Below are 18,107 nucleotides of genomic sequence, written 5' to 3' on the forward strand. Positions count from 1 at the left end.
GCGCCGCCCGACTTCGCCAGCACCTTCGTGATGGCCGCCGTCAGCGACGTCTTGCCGTGGTCCACGTGCCCAATCGTTCCGATGTTCACGTGGGGCAGGCTGCGATCGAACTTTTCCTTGGACATGACACTCCTCGAAAAATGGAGCCCTGAACCAGGATTGAACTGGTGACCTCGTCCTTACCAAGGACGCGCTCTGCCAACTGAGCTATCAGGGCTTGGCGATGCACTACAACGGTTGGAGCGGGAAATGGGATTCGAACCCACGACATTCAGCTTGGAAGGCTGACGCTCTACCAACTGAGCTATTCCCGCATTGCCGAGTGGAGAGAGGTGGATTCGAACCACCGTAGGCGTAGAGCCGGCAGATTTACAGTCTGCTCCCTTTGGCCGCTCGGGCATCTCTCCAGATATTCGCTTGTGGTGCTGCGTGCTGCTTCCCTACCGCATCTTGCTTCTGCGTCCCAGGCCCTTGTCCGCGGCCCGTCCTACCTGGCCGGCGGCGGGATTTGAACCCGCGACCTACTGATTACAAATCAGTTGCTCTACCGACTGAGCTACACCGGCATCCATCCAGCAACTGCCCCGCCCTACCTCATCCCGGGCGGACCGTCAACCACCCGGCAGCGACTTGAGAGGCGCGACCTTTTAGAAGCCCCCACTCTCCAAGTCAAGGAGATTGATCCGGGGTTTTCAGCGGGAAGGACGGCCCCGCTGACGGGCGACCTCGTATAGCAGAATCGCGGCGGAAACCGAGGCATTCAATGAACCAACCTGACCGCCCATGGGAATCCGGAGGCGGAAGTCGCAGTGCTTGAGGACGCCTTCCCTCACGCCCGCTCCCTCGGCCCCCACCACCAGCGCCAGGGGCCCGTCCAGCCGGGCGCTCCACAGGGGCTCGGCGCCCTCCACGTCCGCGGCCGCGACCCAGAGGCCCGCTTCCTTCAGTTGCTCCAGGGCGCGGGAGATGTTGGTGACGCGCGCGATGGGGCAGTACTCGACGGCGCCCGCCGAGGCCTTGGCCACCGTGCCCGTCACCTGCACTGCCCGGTCCTTGGCCAGCACGACGCCGTGGGCCCCGAGCGCATGGGCCGAGCGGATGATGGCGCCCAGGTTGTGCGGATCCTGGATGCCGTCGAGCACGACGACGAGCGCGGGCTGTCCCTTGGCCTTCGCCGCGTCGAGCACGTCCTCCAGTTCGACGTACTGGAAGCCGCGCAGTTCGGCGACGACGCCCTGGTGCACGCCGCCCTCCGCCATCGAGTTCAGCCGCTCCCGGCCGACCTTCTCCACCCGGACGCCCGCGTCGCGCGCGCGGCTGAGCAGCTCGCCCGCGGCCTTGGCGCCCACCTGCCCGTCGACGAGGAAGAGGCGCTCCACCGCGTCGGGGTGGGCGCGCAGGGCCTCCAGCACGGGGTTGACGCCATGGACGTAGCGCGGGGCTTCGTGGCCGCCGCGTTCGCCACCGGAAGACTTGTTGGGGGAACGCTCTCGCATGGGGGCTACTGGACCTCCACGGGCAGCGAGAAGCTCTTCTTCTGACGGGCGCAGATCTTCTCGGTGCAGATGAAGAAGGTCAGCGTCGCGTCCAGCGTGCCCTTGCCGGCGGACACCGCGGTGAAGGGGACCTCGAAGCGCGGATCCACGAACTGCTGGCCGGCCGCCTTCTTCGCCACCGACTGTTCGCGGGTCAGCGTCTTCTGGGAGGGCGTCAGCTGCTTGCCCGTCAGCTCCAGCTTCAGCGGGGCCTCGTCGGAGACGTGGGCACCGGCCTTCGACTTGATGGCGAGCACGAACGTGCCCTGCCCTCCGGCCTTCACCTGCGTGGACGTCCCCTCGGTGGTGACTTCATAGAGGGTGGCGGGGTCCACGTCCTGGGCCAGTACCGGCGCGCTGACGAGCGTCAGCAGCAGGGGGGCCAGGGTCGGGAGGCGGCGGGGGCTGGGCATGGGTGTCTCCAGGAAGGCGGCGTTCGTATACCGGGGCTTCGGACGCGCGGGGAGCGCTTTCTCTTCTAACTCCGCGGCGCGTTCACCTTCACGACGCCCTTGCGCCCCGGCGGCGGGGGCAGGGCCTGGGGCGTCTCCAGGGCCGCGCTCCAGACGGGGGCGGCGCCGGCGACGAGGGCCTCCGCGCGCAGGATGATGGGCGTGGCCAGGTCCATTCCCGTCGCGGCCTCCATCTCCAGGAGCGCGGGCGAGCTGTTCACCTCGAAGACCTTGGGATGTCCCTGGACGTCCAGGATGTCCACCGCGGCCACCTCCAGGCCCACGAGCCGGGCGACCTTCTCCGCCGTGGCGCGCTGGCTGGGGGACAGCGCCAGGGCCTCCAGGCGGGCGCCCCGGTTCAGCGTGTGGGAGAGGCGACCGGGGCGTGGCTTGCGCAGCACGCCGGCGATGGCTTCTCCGCCCACCACGAGGACGCGCACGTCCTGGCCGGTGCTCCGCACGTACTCCTGCATGACGAGGTTGTGCCCCAGGCCGAGTACCGCCTCGAGCGCGGCCTCCAGCGACTGGAGGCTCTCGCAGACCATCACGCCGTGCTTCTCCTGGCCCTGGAGGAGCTTCACCAGCACGGGCACTCCGCCCACGAGCCCGACCATCTCCTTGAGGTGGGCGGCGTCCCGGGCCATCACCGTGGCCGGAATGTCGATGCCGTGGGCGGACAGGAGCTGGAGCGCGCGCATCTTGTTGCGCGACTGCGCGATGGCCTGGGCGTGGTTCACCAGGGGCACGCGCGCCAGACCGAACTGGTTCACCACCGCGAGCCCGTAGGTGCTGATGGACAGGGCGATGCGCGGGATGACGACGTCGGTGGGCGTGAGCTTCTTGCGGTCGTAGAGAATCGCCTGGCTGCCCCCGTCCAGATGCATCTGCACCCGGAGCGGGTTGAGCACGCGGACCCGGTGCCCCCTCGCGCGGCCTGCTTCGACGATCCGCCGCGTGGACGAGATGGAAGCGGAGCGCGAGAGGACGGTGATTTTCATGGCGGAGGCGGCCGGCGAGGCGAGGACCCTATAATCCCCGCCTCCGCCCGCGTAAAGCCGCCTCCGCCTGCCTGCTGCCTAGAGCTGGCGGATGGCGCGCACTTCGACAGTGACGGGGTCTTCCGGACGCGACGCCTCCAGCTTGGTGCAGGCGCTGCCCGTGAACCGCACGCCGCCCGCTTCCAGCGACCAGGTGTCGGGGCCCGCGAGCGTGCGCTCGCCGTCGATGTAGACGACGATGAGCTTTTCGTCGGAAGGCAGCTGGCTCGGCTCGAGCGGGGTGAAGCACGGCTCGCCCGGCAGGATCGCCTCGCTGATGCTCTTCAGCGCGCTCGCCAGTTCCTCGCGATTGCCCGCCTGATAGAAGGACCGACCGCAGAGACCGGTGGCGACGTCACAGGTGTCACCCGTGCCGCAGTCGATGCTGGCCTTGCAGGCACGCGCGAAGCCGCCCGCGCGCGCCATCTCGTTGAGGACGCTGGGGCCATCACCCGCCGACGTCTCCGCGCCGAAGCCGATGACGATGGTGGAGATCTTGTTCGCCTTCAGCGCCGACACCGCCGTGACAGAGGCGTTCTTGTCGAGGCAGCCCCGCTTGAAGTACGGGCTCTGCGGCGTCGTGCACTGGCTCAGTGATTCGAGCGTGCAGCGGCAGTCGGCACTGCTGCCGTTGAACTCGTTGTTGTCGTTGCAGTTGGGCAGACCGTCGGTCAGCAGGATGATAATCTGATCGCGATCCTCGGCATTGGACCTCAGCTTCGTACCCACGAACTGCAGGCTCGAGCTCGTCGGCGTACCACCCCGGGGCCGACCGTCGCCGCCGTTGGGGATGCCCTGGAGCTTGTCATTGACCAGGCTCGCGTAGTTCTGGAGATCCGCGTCCGAATCCAGAGAGACCGGAATCTCAGCGCGGACGCTAAAACTGCCAGTCGCGCCAGTGGAAGGCGCGCACAGTTCGGGCACGGTCGGCGACCGCGGCGGATCCGTCACGGGGGGGGGCTCCGGATAGGTCGTCAGGCCGAAACGGACCAGCTTGCCGCTCTCCGCGAGGAACGGCCCCATGGCGCCCTGGAGCTCCGACCAGCGCGTGGGGCACTTCGCCGTGTCGCAGGGGGCCTCTTCACCACAGGTGTAGGCGACGCCGGCGTCAGTCTTGAGCTCACACGCGCGGGTGCCGTTGACGATCAGGTTCTCGTTGACCGGCTTCGTCATCGAGCCGGAGATGTCCACGAGGAGCATCACGTCCGGCTTGCTCCTGCGAGCGGTGATCACCGTCTCCTTCGTCGTCTGGGCGATCGCGAGCGGATCCACCGGCTCGAAGTCATAGGTCTGACAGCTGGCAATCACGGCAACACCGAAGATGCCGGCCAGCAGTGCGCTCAGGGGGGTCGACTTGGCGCGCATAGGCTTTGAGGATTTCCTTCCAGGGGGGAACAACGGACTGCGAATGCCCCAGCGTAACGCGTGGACGCCCACCGAGGCTACAGCGACGCGCAGCAGGCAGGTTCCATTCAGGTAGTGCTGCCAAGTTGCAACGTCAGGCGATCCCCGGGTGCCAGCGCGTTTCTCTTGTCGGACATGCACCTCCTTCCCAGGGGAGGACGCTTCCGGCCCGGGCGTTCGCTCAGAGCGTGAGGACGCGCGCGCCGTCGGTCAGCCGCCAGATGGAGGCCAGGCCCATGACGTCATCCAGCGTGCCGTGCAGTTCCTGGGGCGACAGGCCACAGATACGCACCGTGGTGTCGCAGGCCACGAGCTTCGCGCCCAGGGCGCGGGCCTCCTCCAGCATGCGGGCCGGTGTGGGGACATTGAGCCCTTCGGCCCGGGCCGCCTCGGTGCGCTCGCGCTCGCTGTGCGCCAGGCCGAAGCCGCCGCGGACCAGCTGGCGCAGGGCCTCGAAGGCGAAGACGAAATAGACGTCGTCGCCCATCGCGGCGGCGGTGATGCCCATGGAGGCCGCCTGATAGGCGGGCTCGTACGTGGCGTGCTGGAGGAAGAAGAAGACGCGTCCGGCCATGGTGACCCGACCTTACCGGTATCGAGTCCGGACGGGCAGCCGTCGTATAACAGGGCTCCCCTTCCCCACCGGGAGCCCCGCATGCCGAGCCAGCCGTCCCGCCCCCGCGGTGTTCGTCCCTCGCCGGTTCCGTCCCGTTCCGCCTCCTCACGGTGGGTGGCGCTGGCCGGTCTCGCCGTGCTCGCGGGCGCGGGTCCCGTGTCCGAAGCGGCGCCAGCCCATGCGACGGTCCCATCCGCTGCCGCCGTCACTCCGGCCGCCGTCACTCCCGGACCGCTGCGCGCGGAGGCACTGGGGCTGCTCGCGCAGCCGACCGTGGCACCAGAGGCGGCGTGGCGCAGGCTGGGACCCGACGTCGTGCCCGTGCTCGCGGCGCTGGCGGAGGACTCGAGCGTCCCGGATGCGCAGCGGATGCGCGCCGTCACGGCGCTGGGGCGGGTGGAAGCGCCCGAGGCGGGTCAGACGCTCCAAGCGATGCTGGAGGATCCGCAGCGGCCTTCGGACGTCCGCTCGCAGGCCGCCGCCGCGCTGGGGCAGCGCCTGGGGTTCGAGGCCGTGAAGACACTGCGGGCCCGGCTGGAGGACCGCGACCTGCGGATCCGTGAGGCCGTGGCCCAGGCGCTCGGCCGGCTGGGGGGCCAGCAGGTGCGCGAGGTGCTGGAGGAGCGGCTCCCCCTGGAGGATGTCCCCCAGGTGCGTGAAGCACTCCAGCAGGGGCTCACGCTGGCGGAGCCCTGAGCCGGACGCCGGGCCTGGCGGGGACGGCCGCCCTGGTGGGCTGCTCGGGGCTCGCGTCGGGCCGGAGCTTCCGTTAGATGGGGGCCATGCGCCCCACCGTCCTCCTTTTCGACATCGATGGAACCCTCGTCACCACCGGCGGTGCCGGGCGACGCGCCATGGGCCTCGCCTTCGAGCAGCTCCACCGGCGCCGTGACGCGTGCGACGGCTTCAGCATGTCCGGCATGACGGACCGGGCCATCGTCCGCAAGGGCCTGGGCATCATCGGCCAGCCCGACACCGAGGACGCCATCAGCGCGGTCATCGACGCGTACATCGCCCAGCTGGGCCTGGAAGTCCCCAAGGTCGATGCTCGCGAGTACCGCCTGCATCCGGGCATGCGCGAGGCCGTGTTGGAGGCGCGCTCGCGGTCGGGCTTCGCGGTGGGACTGGGCACCGGCAACGTGCGCGCGGGCGCCAAGGTGAAGCTGGACCGGGTGAACATCCACGACCAGTTCGCCTTCGGCGGCTTCGGTTGCGACTTCGAGGACCGCGTGGCCCTCATTCGGCACGGTGCGCAGGCGGGTGCGGCGCAGCTGGGCCACCCCCTGGAGGCGTGCCGGGTGGTGATCATCGGCGACACGCCCAAGGACGTCGCGGCCGCCAAGGGCATTGGCGCGGAGACGATTGGCGTGGGCACGGGCAGCTTCACGCCCCAGGCGCTGCTCGACGCTGGCGCCGAGTGGGCCTTCGCGGATTTCTCCGCCTCCGGCGCCATGGAGGCCCTGCTCGTCGGACGGTGAAGGTGTGGTATCTCCGCCGCCCCTCCGAGGAGTCGTCCACCCATGTCGTCCACGCTCGAATCCTATGAGCTGATCCGCTTCGCCGAGGCCTTCGAGGCCCGACTCGCCACGGCGGAGGAGATGGTCATCGGCAGGCCGGGGCTGGAGGCCGAGAAGCAGTGGCTGGCCTCCGCGCTGGAGCGCCTGCGCGAGGCACGCGAACCGGCGGGTGGCCTGCTGGAACAGGTGAAGGACCTGCCCGAGCTCGACGAGGCCCGCGAGGAGTTCTCGTTCGATCAGCAGGGCCGCTGGGTGGATGCGCTGGAGAAGCTGCACGCCGGCATCACCTTCACCGCCAGCAGCCGCGCCCCCGTCATCGAGGCCCTCTTCCCGCACCTCAAGTTCCCGCAGCTGCGCCGGGCTCCCGTGGAGCTGGTCAACGAGTACGCCACTTCGTACGAGCGGCGGTTCAAGAGCGCCTACGTCACCCGCATCTTCTCCCGCGATGACTTCGCCATGGTCCGCCCCGTCGTGGATCAGGTCGCCGCGACGTTCGCCGCGTGGACCGCGAGCCTGTCCCCCACCCCTCTGCCCCCTGAGCAGGAGGCCGCCCTGCGCGAGGCGCTGGTGTCACTGGGACGGCGCCTGGACGTGGCGCTGCGGCAGGGACGGCTGCTGGCGGAGGCCGCCCTCGTTCCCGTGCCCGGGGTCTTCGAGGCCGCGGGCCTCACCCTCAAGCCCCGGAAGCGTGCGGGCAAGTCGCTCGCGCTCTCCGCCGAGGAAGGTGCTTCGGACCTCTTCGGTGAAGAGGGCGACTCCAGCCACGACGATGCGTTCGAGGGTGCGGAGGCTTCCGGGGATGACTCGATGGAGGCGGATCCCGACGACGCGGAGGCCCAGGAGTCCTTGGAGCAGGAGGCGGATGGCGTGGCGGCTTCGGACAGTGGATCCGAGGAGGTCCCCGCTGCTCCGGAACCCGTCGCGGTGGAGACTCCCGTCGCGGCGCGTCCCGCTCGGCGGGGCCGGCCTCCGAAGAACGCGGCTCCGGCTGTCGAGGCCCCGCAGGCGGACGTTCCTTCTGACGCCTCGGCTTCCGGTGCCCCGGAGGCCGTGCGCCCCAAGCGACGCAAGAAGACCGACCCGTCCGAGGCTGGCACGCCTTGAGACCCGACGCGCGGTGAGTCTCCCGCCGTGAAGAGGAACCCGGACATGGCGGACGTCGCCCTTCCCATCGATCCCCTCCTGCCCGACATCGTCTCCACGCTGCGGGGTTCCCGGTCACTCGTGCTGGAGGCGCCTCCGGGCGCGGGCAAGACGACCCGCGTTCCCCGCGCGCTGCTGGAAGCAGGGCTGGGCGCGGGCAAGGAGATCGTCGTCCTGCAGCCCCGGCGACTGCCCACCCGGCTCGCCGCGCAGCGCGTGTCCGAGGAGATTGGCGAGCGCGTGGGCGAGACCGTTGGCTACCAGGTCCGCTTCGAGGACGTCCGCGGGCCCAAGACGCGCATGTCCTTCGTCACCGAGGGCGTGCTCGGCCGCCGCCTGCTCACCGACTCCACGTTGCGCGACGTGGGCATCGTCGTGCTCGACGAGTTCCACGAACGGCACCTGTCCGCGGACATCTCGCTCGCGCTCCTGCGGCGGCTGCAGGAGACGGCCCGTCCCGACCTCAAGCTCGTGGTGATGTCCGCGACCCTGGAGGCCGAGCCCGTCCGCGCATACCTGGGCGGTGCTCCCTCCCTGCGCTCCGAGGGCCGCCGCTTCGACGTCAGCGTCGAATACCTTGCCGCCCCGGATGAGCGGCACCTGGATCAGCAGGTGCTCTCCGCGCTCAAGCGGCTGTTCACCCAGGGCGTCGACGGCGACGTGCTCGTGTTCCTTCCCGGTGCCGGGGAGATCCGCCGCGCACGCGACACCTGCGCGGAGTTCGCCGAGCGCCACGACGCCGACGTGCTCCCGCTCCACGGAGACCTCTCTCCGGCCGAGCAGGACCGCGCCGTTCGCCGCAGCTCTCGCCGGAAGATCATCCTGTCCACCAACGTCGCGGAGACGTCCGTCACCATCGACGGCGTCGCGGTCGTCATCGACAGCGGGCTCGCTCGCGTGGCGTCCCACTCGCCCTGGTCCGGATTGCCGCAGCTCAAGCTGGGCAAGGTGAGCCGTGCCTCCGCCGTCCAGCGCGCCGGCCGCGCGGGCCGCACCCGTGCCGGTCACTGCGTGCGCCTCTACACCCAGCACGACTTCGACGGGCGGCCTGATCAGGAGGCCCCGGAGATCCGCCGCACCGACCTGGCCGAGACGGTGCTCTCCCTGCGCGCGTCCGGCGTGAAGGACCTGACGGCGTTCCCGTTCTTCGAGCCGCCCCCCGCCCCCGCCCTGGAAGCCGCGGAGACGCTGCTGCGCCGGCTGGGCGCGGTGGACTCGAAGGGCCAGGTGACGGACGTGGGCCAGCGGCTCTTGCGCTTCCCCGTCCACCCGCGACAGGCCCGCGTCATCGTCGAGGGCGAACGCCGGGGCGTGGGCGCGGATGCCGCCGTGCTCGCGGCCCTCATGGGTGAGCGGGACATCCGCCGCGAGGCTCGCGCCAACCTGGGCGGCGGTGGCCGTGCGTCCGCGCTCGTCAGTGGCCCGTCCGACCTGCTGGAGCTCCTGGAGCGCTTCCGCGAGGCCGGCCGTTCGGGCTTCGCGTCCGGCCGCATGCAGTCGCTGTCCCTGGACGCGGGCGCGGTGCAGTCCGTGGAGCGCGTGCAGAAGCAGCTGCGCCGCACGGTGCGGGAGCAGGGCTCGCGGCCTGGCCGCCCCGAGGACGTGGAGCAGGCCCTGATGCTCAGCGTGCTCGCGGGCTACCCGGACCGCGTGGCCCGCAGGCGCCGGCCCCGCTCCCCCGAGCTGCTCATGTTCGGCGGCGGCACCACCAGCCTGTCCGAGTTCAGCGTCGTCCAGGACGCGGAGCTGATGGTCGCCGTGGACGCCGAGGAGCGCCCCGGCCGCGGCGCCGTCGTGCGGCTCGCCAGCACCGTGGAGGCCGAGTGGCTGCTGGACCTCTACCCGGACGCGCTGGAGGAGGTGGACACCCTCCAGTGGAATCCGGACTCGCGCCGCGTGGAGCGCCTCACCCGGCTGGCCTACGGTAACCTCATGCTGGAGGAGACGCGCACGCCCGCGCCCCCGTCCGAGGAGGCCGCGCGCGTGCTGGCCGAGGCGGCCCTGGCCGCGGGCCCGGAGCGCTTCGCGGAGCCCGAGGCGCTGGAGCAGTGGCGCACGCGCGTGGAGCTGCTGGGCAAGGCATTCCCCGAGGTGGGCTTTCCCACCGTGGACGCGGGCTTCATGCGCGACGCGCTGGCGTCCCTGTGCGTGGGCGCGCGCAGCTTCTCCGACCTGGAGGGCGTGTCGCTGCTGGATGCGCTCTACGCGCGCCTCACCTCCGAGCAGCAGCGCCTGCTGGCGAACCACGCCCCCGAGCGCGTCACCCTGCCCGGCGGGCGCGGCGTGAAGGTGCACTACGAGCCCAACAAGCCCCCCTGGGTGGAGTCACGGCTGCAGGACTTCTTCGGGTTGGCGCAGGGGCCCAGCGTGGGCGCGGGCCGCGTGCCGCTGGTGCTGCACCTGCTGGCCCCCAACATGCGCGCCGTGCAGGTGACCACCGACCTGGCGGGCTTCTGGGAGCGTCACTACCCGGCGATCCGCAAGGAGCTGTGCCGCAAGTACCCCCGGCACTCGTGGCCCGAGGATCCGCGCCACGCCGAGCCGCCCGCGCCCCGTCCTCCGAGGCGCTGAAGGCGGCGGGCCGGCACTACAGCCGCTTGTGCATCTCCAGGTGGTCGATGCCGGCTTCGTCGAAGACGGCGCCGACGGGCTGGTAGCCGTGCTTCTTGTAGAACTCGAGCGCGTAGAGCTGGGCGTGCAGCATGATGCCGCTCACGTTGCGGCGGCGCGCCTCCTCCTCCAGCGTCGTGAGGAGCAGCGAGCCCACGCGGGCCTTGCGGTGCGACTGGAGCACGGCCATGCGGCCAATCTGGCCCCACGTTCCGCTCTGCCCCGCGGGCGGCTCCGGCAGCTTCACCAGACGGCCGGTGCCGATGGCGTGGCCGCCCTGATAGGCGAGCACGTGGTAGGCGAGGGCGTCCTCGGCGTCGCGCTCGATGCCCTCGGGAACGTGCTGTTCCTCGATGAACACCACCTCGCGGATGGCGAGGGCCTGCATGAGCTCCGCCTCGTCCTTGATGTGGGCGACGGTGACGGGTGCCGGGGAGGTATCGGGAGGCGTCGGCATGGCTCCGGGCAAGGTACACAAAAGGCCGCGCCGCCAACAGGCGGAAAAAACCACCCTCATCCCGTCCCGGCGCGCCTCCCGCGCGGTCGGCCCGTCCCCTGCCCCCTGGCTCCAGAAGGGACTGTCGCGAAAGCCCCGCCGCATCGGGTCATCCGGTTGCGATTGCCCTCTCACGTCGGCTGGTGCCGGCAGCCCCTCCGGGCGCGGGGGCGAGGCCGCTCGGGGGAGGATCACCCCGGGGAGGGCATGGTAGGGTTCGAGGCGATGCGTACCCGTGCCCTCTTCGCCCTGTCCTTGGGCCTGCTGTCGACGCCCGCGCTCGCCCAGAAGGAGTTCTTTTTCGGAACAGGAGAGCCGCCTGTGTTCCGCGAAGCGGACATGGACAAGCGGTTCCTCCGCTCCCGCGTCAACCAGGCGCTGTTCCAGGGGACCAGCGACGCGAACTGCGCCCAGCTCGTGGGCGCGCTGCTCACCATCGTGGGCGAGTCCGCGCCGTACCTGCACAAGCGCGACGAGAACTTCTACCTGGACCCCGTGTTGATCCAGGTGCTGAACACGCAGCTGTCCACGCCGCGCTTCCCGGCCAGCATGTACCTGGTGTCGATGATGCGCCGGGTGCTCATCGACAAGAAGCTGCCGCCGGAGTGGATGCAGACGGCGGTGGCGCTCGCGCCGTACTACCCGCCGCTCGACCTGAGCAAGCTGCGCTTCATCGCGGATGGCGTGAAGCCCGTGGACAGCTTCTTCTTCACGCTGCCCGCGATCCTGGAGCGCTACGACGTGGAGGTCCTCAAGGCCAACGCCATGGCGGCCAGCGTGGCGGACGCGAAGTTCCGCGACGACTACCTCGACAAGGAGGTGGCGTTCACGGCGCTGGAGTTCGTCGACGCGAAGCTGGAGAAGCCCAAGAAGCGCACCAAGAAGGGCCCTCCGCCGGAGCCGCCCGCGCTGGTGGCCCGGCTCGTCTACTACCTGCCGGATCCGGGCAACGACGGCCTGCTGTCGGGGCTGAACTACGGCAAGCCCAAGGTGCGGCCCGCGGTGAACATCACGGCGCGGCTGAAGGAGGACCAGTACACGGCGCTGACGGCGCTGCCGAAGGGCTCGCGCGTGCTCCTGCGCGGCCGCTTCTGGGAGTACCGCAAGCAGCTCAAGGAACTGGAGGTGCGCGACGCGTACCTGTTCCAGGACCGGGACTGGGCCCAGAACCCCGCGCTCGCGGACCCCAACGCCGTGGCGGCCTGCCCGCTCGCGTTCAACGACCTGACGGGCACCGCGCCCGTGCAGCCGGGCGGCTTCGGCGGCAAGCGCTGAAGCCCGCCGTCCCGCGTCCCGCACGCCCATCCCGGGGGCGGCACCCCCGCCGTGCCGCCTCCTTCGCGCCCTCCTCCCGGGGAGCGCGCTCCGCCTGACTGGCACGGCCGCTGCTCATGCCCGCGCATCCCTTTCGCGCGAGGCATGCCATGAAGGTCGAAGGTCAGGACGCTCCTTCCGGAAACGAGAAGGTCCCCTCGGAGCAGGACGCGTTCAAGCAGGTCCTCCAGCGGACCTCCGCACGGCCCAACACCCCGCCGCGTCCCGGGGCCCGCCTCGAACCAGTGACGCCCGGAGCCGCTCCGAAGCCCGGGCTCCTCCGTGCCGGGGGACAGGCAGCAGGGCCCGCGACGCGGAACCCACCGGCGCTTCCTGGCGTCCGTGCGTCAGGGGCCATCCTCTCGACGACGCGCAGCGCGCTGGGCAGTCCGGAGACGCTCCGCCAGGTCCGGCAGGGCATGCACGTGGAGGCGCAGCGGCTGGGGACGGTGCGCCAGGAGGCGCTCGTGGAGGGCGGGACGCAGGCCTCCCACCGGGTGTCGGAGCTGCTGGCCCGCGAGGTGGAACGCTCGTTCCGCGCCGAGCCGCGACCGGCGCCATCGCCCCTTCTCCCACCCACGCGTGACGACCGTTCCACGGAGGGCCCGTCGCGCATCACCCCGTCCGAGGGTGCTCGCGCGGCGAGCGGCTCCACGGAGAGTGCCGGTCCCGCCAGCCCGCCAGTCGCGCAGGTCGAGTCCACCCTGGCGCTCATCGAGAAGATCGAGGTCTTCGTGAAGTCACAGCGGCCGGCGCTGGGGCTGAGCCTGCGCGGGCCGCTGGAGGCCACCGTGGAGGTGGAGCGAACGGGACCCCGAGAGGTGGCGCTGCGCATCCAGGGCCGCCACGGGCCCGTTCCCACCGAGGACGTGGCGCGGCTGCGCGACGCGCTGGAGGCCCGGGGTCTGCGGCTCAGCGTCCTCCAGGCAGGGTGAGCCTTCCGCCGATGCCCTGCCCCCACCCGGCGTCAGGAACGACGAAAGCCCTCACGCCAGGGGGCGCGAGGGCCTTCTCCACGACGGGCGCGCTTGGGCGATTCCGCCCGCGACTACTTCCCGGGCGCGGTGTTCAGCTCCGCGCGCTTGCCCTTCTTGTCCTTGTACTCCTCGGCCTCGGGCAGGGCGGCCTTCTTCTCCGCGATGTTGGGCCACTTGCTGGAGAAGTCCGTGTTGAGCTTCTTGTACTCCGACCACTCCGAGGGCAGCTCGGTCTCGGGGAAGATCGCCTTGGTCGGGCAGACGGGCTCGCAAGCGCCGCAGTCGATGCACTCGTCCGGGTGGATCACGAGGAAGTTCGCACCCTCGTAGAAGCAGTTGACCGGGCACACCTCGACACAGTCGGTGTACTTGCACTTGATGCAAGGCTCGGCGACGACGTAGGCCATGTAGATTTCTCCTCTGTGCGGTATTCCGCGCGTCCGTGGCCGCGCACAGTAGATGGTTGCGGCCGGAGTTGGCACCCAGAATCTAGGGCCCGCCCCGGCCTCGTTCCCCGGTCAGCCCAGCAAGCCCTGAGCCTTCAGCAACTCCGCGACAAGGATGGCGCCCTTTGCGGCTCCCATCTTCGTGTTGTGGGAGACGAGCACGTACTTGAAGCCGTTCTCCAGCACCCCGTCCTCGCGGATGCGGCCCACCGTGGTGGCCATGCCGCCGTGGGTGTCCCGGTCCATGCGGGGCTGGGGGCGGAACGGGTCGTCCAGCACTTCGATCCACCGGGGCGGAGCGGACGGCAGGTCCTTCGCCACCTGGGCGCCCTGCCATTCACGCATCGCCTGCGCGACCTCCGCCACGGTGGCCTTCTTGCCGAGCGACACGAAGACGGACTCGGTGTGGCCCTCCAGGACGGCGACCCGGGTGCAGGTGCAGGAGACGCGCACGTCGTGCGGGGTGAGCGCCGCGCCCGCGGGGTTGAGCGCCCCGAGGATCTTCTTCGTCTCCACCTCGACCTTGTGCTCCTCCTTGGGGATGTAGGGCACGACGTTGTCGAGGATGTCCAGGCCGATGACGCCGGGCGAGCGCCCCGCGCCGGACATGGCCTGGAGGCTGGTCATCAGCACGGCCTTCACGCCGAAGCGCTCGGCCAGGGGGGCCAGCGTCACGGCCAGGCCCGTGGTGGTGCAGTTGGGGATGGGGACGATGAAGCCCTTCCACCCGCGCTGCCGGCGCTGCTCGTTGATGAGCGGGGCGTGGGCGGCGTTCACGGGGGGGATGAGCAGGGGCACGTCCGCGTCGTAGCGGTAGGCGCTGGCGGCGGAGAACACGGGGATGTCCCGGGCCAGACGCGGCTCCAGCTCCCGCGCGACGTCCGCCTCCACGGCGGAGAAGGCGATGTCGTAGTCCTTCGCCTGGACGGCGTCGCCGCTGACCACGGTCATGCGGGCGATGGCCTCCGGGAGCGGCTCCGGGACGAACCAGGCCAGCATGCCGTTGGAGGCGCGCAGGGCGTCCGCGTACGTTTTTCCGGCGGAGCGGGGCGAGGCGGCGAGCCCGGTGAGCTCGATGAACGGGTGGTCCTTCAGGGCAGCGATGAACTGCTGACCCGCGAGTCCGGTGGCGCCAATGAGTACGGCGCGAAGCTTGGCCATCGTGGGGAGTCTCCGGTGGGGGCGGCAGGGCGCTCCTTACACCGTTTCACGACGCGCTGCATCCGCCGCTCAACGGTGGGCGTGGGAGGAAGCGCGCGCGTGGCGCTCCGTGGGGTAGCCCCCCGTCACCCAGGCATGGAGCCCGCCGGCGAGGCATACGGCATTGCGCCCCCGCAGCCGCAACACGCGGCAGATGCGGCGGATGTCCATGCAGTCCTGGGTGGTGCCGCACAGGACGATGAGCTCGTCGTCCGGCAGCATCGCCAGGTCCCGGGCAATCTCCGAGGCCGTCATGCGCAGCGCGCCGGGGATGTGGATCTCGAAACGCTCCCAGTCCATCGCGTCGCGGCAATCCAGGACGAGCACATCCTCGTCCCCCAGACGCATGAACAGCTCATCGCAAATGATGGTGGGCTCCACCGGGACCTCCCCGAGGCGACATGCTCCATCGAACATGAACCGGAGGGCTTTTCCCCCTCTTCCCGCCTGTCTGCCCGCCTGCTTCCGGGAGGTCTCCGGGTCCTAGAGTCCCAGCTGCTTGGCGATGATTTCGTTCATCACCTCACTGGTGCCGCCGCCGATGGGCCCCAGCCGCGCGTCGCGCCAGTGGCGCTGGATGTCGTACTCCATCATGTAGCCCGCGCCGCCGTGGAGCTGGAGGCACTCGTCGGCCACGCGGCAGCAGGTCTCCGTGGCGACCTTCTTGGCCATGGAGGTCTGCGCGACGGCGTACTCGCCGGCCACGTGCAGGCGCAGCGCGTGGTAGGTGAGCTGCCGCGCGCATTCGCGGGCCGTGTACAGGTCCGCCAGCTTGTGACGCACGACCTGGAAGCCGGCCAGCGTCTGCCCGAAGGCGCGGCGCTGCTTCACGTGTTCGAGCGCCGTCTCCAGCATGTCGTCCATGGCGCCCACCGCGCCCAGCGCGAGCGACAGGCGCTCCCACTGGAAGTTGCCCATGATCTGCGAGAAGCCCTGGTGCTCCACGCCCAGCAGGTTCTCCGCGGGCACGCGGCAGTCCTCGAAGAAGAGCTCCGCCGTGTCGGACGCGCGCCAGCCCACCTTCTGGAGCTTGCGCCCCACGCCGAAGCCCGGCGTGCCCCGCTCCACCACCAGCATGGACAGGCCCTTGTGGCCGCGCGACGGGTCGGTCTTCACCGCCAGCACCACGAAGTCCGCCCGCACCCCGTTGGTGATGTACGTCTTGGAGCCGTTGACGACGTAGTGGTCGCCGTCGCGGCGGGCGGTGGTCCGCAGCCCCGCCACATCGGAGCCGGCGTCCGGTTCGGTGATGCCCAGGGCGCCAATCTTCTCCCCCCGGATGGCGGGGGCCAGCCAGCGCTGCTTCTGGGCCTCCGTGCCGAACAGGTGCAGGGGGCCGGTGGCGATGGTGAACTGCCCGCCCAGCCCCGCGGCCACACCGCCGGAGCCGCAGCGGCCCAGCTCCTCCAGGAGCACCGCCTCGTACAGCTCCCCGGCCGCCGTGCCCCCGTAGGCCTCCGGGTACTTCAGGCCCAGGAAGCCCAGCTCGCCGAAGCGGGTGAAGAGCTCGCGCGGGAACTCTTCCCGGGCCTCCCAGTCAGCCGCGAACGGGCGCAGCTCCTTGTCCACCACCGCCCGGACGGTGCGGCGGAAGGCTTCGTGCTCCTCCTGGAAGACTCCATGGCCCTGCAGCATCGTGTGCTCCCTCGCTCGCCGGGGCCTGACGCCCCGCGCCGCATGGTACCGGGACGAGAAGCAGGACTGGATGGTGTTGCTTCCTTGACCGGCTCCTACGGGGCTGCGTATAACCCCGGCCCCAATCGCTTCCGGCGCCATAGCCAAGTGGTAAGGCAAAGGTCTGCAAAACCTTCATTCCCCGGTTCGAATCCGGGTGGCGCCTCACAGACAAAAGGCCCGATGCGGAACTCCGCATCGGGCCTTCTGTTTTTTCCGGGGGTGATTTCCCAGGGGGCCTAGCAGCCCATCTCCACCGCGCCGATGTCCGGGCCCGCGCCGCAGAAGGGCTGGCCTTCGTCCTGGCCCTTGTCCTGGGCGGAGGCCGACGGGGCGAAGACATCCGACACCGTCACGTCACCGCCGTTGGAGGTGGTGTCCCCGATGGCGGCCTTGAAGGCGTCCAGGGCCACCAGCTGGCTGTTGTTCATGAACTGCGTGCTGGGCGGGTAGAGGTTGGAGCCCATCTTGAGGCCAGGGGCCTGGCCGCCCACGTCCACGCTGACGGGGGCATCCACGATGTTGTTCTCCACGCGCAGCGACTCCGTGGGGCCGCCCGTGCCGTGGCCCAGGATGATGCCGGCCTTGGCGCGGGTGACGGTGTTGTTCACCACCACGGTGCCCTTGGAGTTCTCCAGGCGGATGCCGGTGCCTTCGCCGCCGCCCGCGTCGGTGATGTCGTGCACGCGGTTGCGGCGCACGACGACGGCCTGGGGCACGGGGCCCTCATGGTTGCCACCGATGGAGATGCCCTTGGAGGCGTCATACAACTCGTTGTCCTCCACCAGCACGTTGTTGGCGGAGTAGTGGATGACGAGCGCCTCGCCCTTCGCCGTGTCGTTCGCCTGGAACTTGTGCATCCGGTTGTTGCGGATGACGACGTCGTGGCACGTCTTGATGTCCACGGCGTTCTCCCGGTTGCCGAACAGGTGGTTGTTCTCCACCAGCAGGCCCGTGGCGGGCGGCAGGGTGCTGAAGCCCTCGGGCCCCAGGCACTGCACGGAGTCACCGGACACGTCGTGGATGTCGTTGTTGCGCACCGTCAAATCGTAGGACGCGGGCTGCATCACGATGCCGTGCGAGTCCTTGTTGCCGGTGTTGCGCACGAAGTCGTGGATGTTGTTGTTCTCGATGGTGGGACCGCGGGCGTTGTTGAACAGGGTGATGCCCGCGCCGCCGGTGCCGCCGTGCAGCTCCGAGTTGGCCAGCACCGTGCCCTGTACGTCGCCCTCGAAGGTGACGCCGAAGATGGGCTGTTGCTGCACGTCGATGTCGAACCCGTCGATGACCCAGTTCGCGCGGCGCACCTGCACCGCGGCGCCCGAGCCGCTGCCCGGGGTGAGCTTGGGACGGCCCTCGCCCTGGAGGGTGATCTTCGCTTCGGGCGTGCCGGCCTTGGCGTTTTCGCCCAGCACCACTCGCTCCGCGTAGGTGCCCGCGAGCACGCGGATGCGGTCGCCGGGACCGGCCTTGCCCACCGCCATGGCGATGGTGCGAAGCGGCGCGGCTTCCGTGCCCTGCCCACCGTCGTCGCCATTGGGCGACACCACCCACTCATGGGCGGGCGTGGCGGCGGGGGCTTCCGTCATGGCCGTGGCGCTGACGGCGGGCTGGGGACCGGGCTCCGCGATGGGCGCATGGTCCGCGTGCGCCGGCATCTGCGCGGCGGGCGTGTTCTCCACCGGC

Annotated in this window: 18 protein-coding genes and 5 tRNA genes; 7 read left to right on the top strand and 16 right to left on the bottom strand. The window is 70.3% G+C overall.

Annotated features, from left to right (window positions below):
* From D7X32_RS35105 to D7X32_RS35150, 10 genes are all read right to left on the bottom strand, one after another.
* Positions 1–125: GTP-binding protein (locus tag D7X32_RS35105; protein ID WP_233601620.1), on the bottom strand; the 125-nt coding region annotated here is incomplete at its 3' end.
* Between the two features lie 16 nt (positions 126–141).
* Positions 142–217: transfer RNA gene (locus tag D7X32_RS35110), tRNA-Thr, on the bottom strand.
* A 21-nt stretch (positions 218–238) separates the two neighbouring features.
* Positions 239–314: transfer RNA gene (locus tag D7X32_RS35115), tRNA-Gly, on the bottom strand.
* Between the two features lie 9 nt (positions 315–323).
* Positions 324–407: transfer RNA gene (locus D7X32_RS35120), tRNA-Tyr, on the bottom strand.
* Between the two features lie 86 nt (positions 408–493).
* A tRNA-Thr gene (locus D7X32_RS35125) sits at positions 494–566 on the bottom strand.
* Between the two features lie 126 nt (positions 567–692).
* A complete protein-coding gene (gene rlmB / locus D7X32_RS35130; RefSeq protein ID WP_120606933.1) occupies positions 693–1,496 on the bottom strand; it encodes a 23S rRNA (guanosine(2251)-2'-O)-methyltransferase RlmB in 804 nt (267 codons plus the stop codon).
* Between the two features lie 5 nt (positions 1,497–1,501).
* Positions 1,502–1,948 (bottom strand): hypothetical protein, encoded by a 447-nt coding sequence (locus tag D7X32_RS35135; protein WP_208752637.1) that lies wholly within the window; start codon positions 1,946–1,948, stop codon positions 1,502–1,504.
* A gap of 65 nt (positions 1,949–2,013) precedes the next feature.
* The gene (locus tag D7X32_RS35140) at positions 2,014–2,985 is read right to left on the bottom strand and encodes an ATP-grasp domain-containing protein (protein WP_120606935.1); all 972 of its coding nucleotides are present in this window, start codon (positions 2,983–2,985) and stop codon (positions 2,014–2,016) included.
* 78 nt (positions 2,986–3,063) lie between these two features.
* Positions 3,064–4,389, bottom strand: coding sequence for an adventurous gliding motility lipoprotein CglB (gene cglB / locus D7X32_RS35145; RefSeq protein ID WP_120606936.1), 1,326 nt, complete (start codon positions 4,387–4,389; stop codon positions 3,064–3,066).
* Between the two features lie 220 nt (positions 4,390–4,609).
* Positions 4,610–5,002 (bottom strand): DsrE family protein, encoded by a 393-nt coding sequence (locus D7X32_RS35150; protein ID WP_120566049.1) that lies wholly within the window; start codon positions 5,000–5,002, stop codon positions 4,610–4,612.
* Positions 5,003–5,158: 156 nt separating this feature from the next.
* Between D7X32_RS35150 and D7X32_RS35155 the strand changes: the two genes are divergently transcribed.
* The 4 genes from D7X32_RS35155 (at position 5,159) to hrpB (ending at position 10,275) form a co-directional block, all read left to right on the top strand.
* Positions 5,159–5,740, top strand: coding sequence for a HEAT repeat domain-containing protein (locus tag D7X32_RS35155; RefSeq protein WP_244239354.1), 582 nt, complete (start codon positions 5,159–5,161; stop codon positions 5,738–5,740).
* 77 nt (positions 5,741–5,817) lie between these two features.
* Entirely contained in the window at positions 5,818–6,522 is a 705-nt protein-coding gene (locus D7X32_RS35160; protein ID WP_120606938.1) for an HAD family hydrolase, read from the top strand.
* A 42-nt stretch (positions 6,523–6,564) separates the two neighbouring features.
* Positions 6,565–7,665 (top strand): hypothetical protein, encoded by a 1,101-nt coding sequence (locus tag D7X32_RS35165; RefSeq protein WP_120606939.1) that lies wholly within the window; start codon positions 6,565–6,567, stop codon positions 7,663–7,665.
* Between the two features lie 45 nt (positions 7,666–7,710).
* Positions 7,711–10,275 (top strand): ATP-dependent helicase HrpB, encoded by a 2,565-nt coding sequence (gene hrpB / locus D7X32_RS35170; protein ID WP_120606940.1) that lies wholly within the window; start codon positions 7,711–7,713, stop codon positions 10,273–10,275.
* Positions 10,276–10,291: 16 nt separating this feature from the next.
* On the opposite strand, the gene D7X32_RS35175 is transcribed toward hrpB, so the two are convergent.
* The gene (locus tag D7X32_RS35175) at positions 10,292–10,771 is read right to left on the bottom strand and encodes a GNAT family N-acetyltransferase (RefSeq protein WP_120606941.1); all 480 of its coding nucleotides are present in this window, start codon (positions 10,769–10,771) and stop codon (positions 10,292–10,294) included.
* Between the two features lie 264 nt (positions 10,772–11,035).
* Between D7X32_RS35175 and D7X32_RS35180 the strand changes: the two genes are divergently transcribed.
* Together D7X32_RS35180 and D7X32_RS35185 are read left to right on the top strand one after the other, a co-directional pair.
* Entirely contained in the window at positions 11,036–12,085 is a 1,050-nt protein-coding gene (locus D7X32_RS35180) for a hypothetical protein (protein WP_120606942.1), read from the top strand.
* Positions 12,086–12,234: 149 nt separating this feature from the next.
* Positions 12,235–13,059, top strand: a complete 825-nt coding sequence (locus tag D7X32_RS35185) for a hypothetical protein (protein ID WP_120606943.1) — start codon at positions 12,235–12,237, stop codon at positions 13,057–13,059.
* 113 nt (positions 13,060–13,172) lie between these two features.
* Here the strand turns inward: D7X32_RS35185 and fdxA are convergent, their stop codons facing one another.
* The 4 genes from fdxA to D7X32_RS35205 form a co-directional block, all read right to left on the bottom strand.
* The gene (gene fdxA / locus D7X32_RS35190; RefSeq protein WP_120554791.1) at positions 13,173–13,508 is read right to left on the bottom strand and encodes a ferredoxin FdxA; all 336 of its coding nucleotides are present in this window, start codon (positions 13,506–13,508) and stop codon (positions 13,173–13,175) included.
* 111 nt (positions 13,509–13,619) lie between these two features.
* Positions 13,620–14,708 carry an aspartate-semialdehyde dehydrogenase gene (gene asd, locus D7X32_RS35195; RefSeq protein WP_120606944.1) on the bottom strand — a complete coding sequence of 363 codons (1,089 nt, stop codon included), beginning with the start codon at positions 14,706–14,708 and terminating at the stop codon, positions 13,620–13,622.
* A gap of 69 nt (positions 14,709–14,777) precedes the next feature.
* Positions 14,778–15,128, bottom strand: coding sequence for a rhodanese-like domain-containing protein (locus D7X32_RS35200; protein ID WP_171448834.1), 351 nt, complete (start codon positions 15,126–15,128; stop codon positions 14,778–14,780).
* Between the two features lie 102 nt (positions 15,129–15,230).
* The gene (locus D7X32_RS35205) at positions 15,231–16,382 is read right to left on the bottom strand and encodes an acyl-CoA dehydrogenase family protein (RefSeq protein ID WP_120606946.1); all 1,152 of its coding nucleotides are present in this window, start codon (positions 16,380–16,382) and stop codon (positions 15,231–15,233) included.
* Positions 16,383–16,515: 133 nt separating this feature from the next.
* Between D7X32_RS35205 and D7X32_RS35210 the strand changes: the two genes are divergently transcribed.
* A tRNA-Cys gene (locus D7X32_RS35210) sits at positions 16,516–16,587 on the top strand.
* A 73-nt stretch (positions 16,588–16,660) separates the two neighbouring features.
* On the opposite strand, the gene D7X32_RS35215 is transcribed toward D7X32_RS35210, so the two are convergent.
* On the bottom strand, positions 16,661–18,107 hold a 1,447-nt coding region (locus tag D7X32_RS35215; protein ID WP_244239355.1), incomplete at its 5' end, for a right-handed parallel beta-helix repeat-containing protein.

Source organism: Corallococcus carmarthensis, from assembly GCF_003611695.1.
Lineage (GTDB): Bacteria > Myxococcota > Myxococcia > Myxococcales > Myxococcaceae > Corallococcus > Corallococcus carmarthensis.

Excerpts from the sequence above, each read along its gene's own strand:
- fdxA (WP_120554791.1), bottom strand. The coding sequence starts at position 13,508 with ATGGCCTACGTCGTCGCCGAGCCTTGCATCAAGTGCAAGTACACCGAC.
- D7X32_RS35185 (WP_120606943.1), top strand. The coding sequence starts at position 12,235 with ATGAAGGTCGAAGGTCAGGACGCTCCTTCCGGAAACGAGAAGGTCCCC.
- D7X32_RS35205 (WP_120606946.1), bottom strand. The coding sequence starts at position 16,382 with ATGCTGCAGGGCCATGGAGTCTTCCAGGAGGAGCACGAAGCCTTCCGC.
- cglB (WP_120606936.1), bottom strand. The coding sequence starts at position 4,389 with ATGCGCGCCAAGTCGACCCCCCTGAGCGCACTGCTGGCCGGCATCTTC.
- D7X32_RS35165 (WP_120606939.1), top strand. The coding sequence starts at position 6,565 with ATGTCGTCCACGCTCGAATCCTATGAGCTGATCCGCTTCGCCGAGGCC.
- D7X32_RS35160 (WP_120606938.1), top strand. The coding sequence starts at position 5,818 with ATGGGGGCCATGCGCCCCACCGTCCTCCTTTTCGACATCGATGGAACC.
- D7X32_RS35180 (WP_120606942.1), top strand. The coding sequence starts at position 11,036 with ATGCGTACCCGTGCCCTCTTCGCCCTGTCCTTGGGCCTGCTGTCGACG.
- D7X32_RS35140 (WP_120606935.1), bottom strand. The coding sequence starts at position 2,985 with ATGAAAATCACCGTCCTCTCGCGCTCCGCTTCCATCTCGTCCACGCGG.
- rlmB (WP_120606933.1), bottom strand. The coding sequence starts at position 1,496 with ATGCGAGAGCGTTCCCCCAACAAGTCTTCCGGTGGCGAACGCGGCGGC.
- asd (WP_120606944.1), bottom strand. The coding sequence starts at position 14,708 with ATGGCCAAGCTTCGCGCCGTACTCATTGGCGCCACCGGACTCGCGGGT.
- D7X32_RS35135 (WP_208752637.1), bottom strand. The coding sequence starts at position 1,948 with ATGCCCAGCCCCCGCCGCCTCCCGACCCTGGCCCCCCTGCTGCTGACG.
- D7X32_RS35150 (WP_120566049.1), bottom strand. The coding sequence starts at position 5,002 with ATGGCCGGACGCGTCTTCTTCTTCCTCCAGCACGCCACGTACGAGCCC.
- D7X32_RS35175 (WP_120606941.1), bottom strand. The coding sequence starts at position 10,771 with ATGCCGACGCCTCCCGATACCTCCCCGGCACCCGTCACCGTCGCCCAC.
- hrpB (WP_120606940.1), top strand. The coding sequence starts at position 7,711 with ATGGCGGACGTCGCCCTTCCCATCGATCCCCTCCTGCCCGACATCGTC.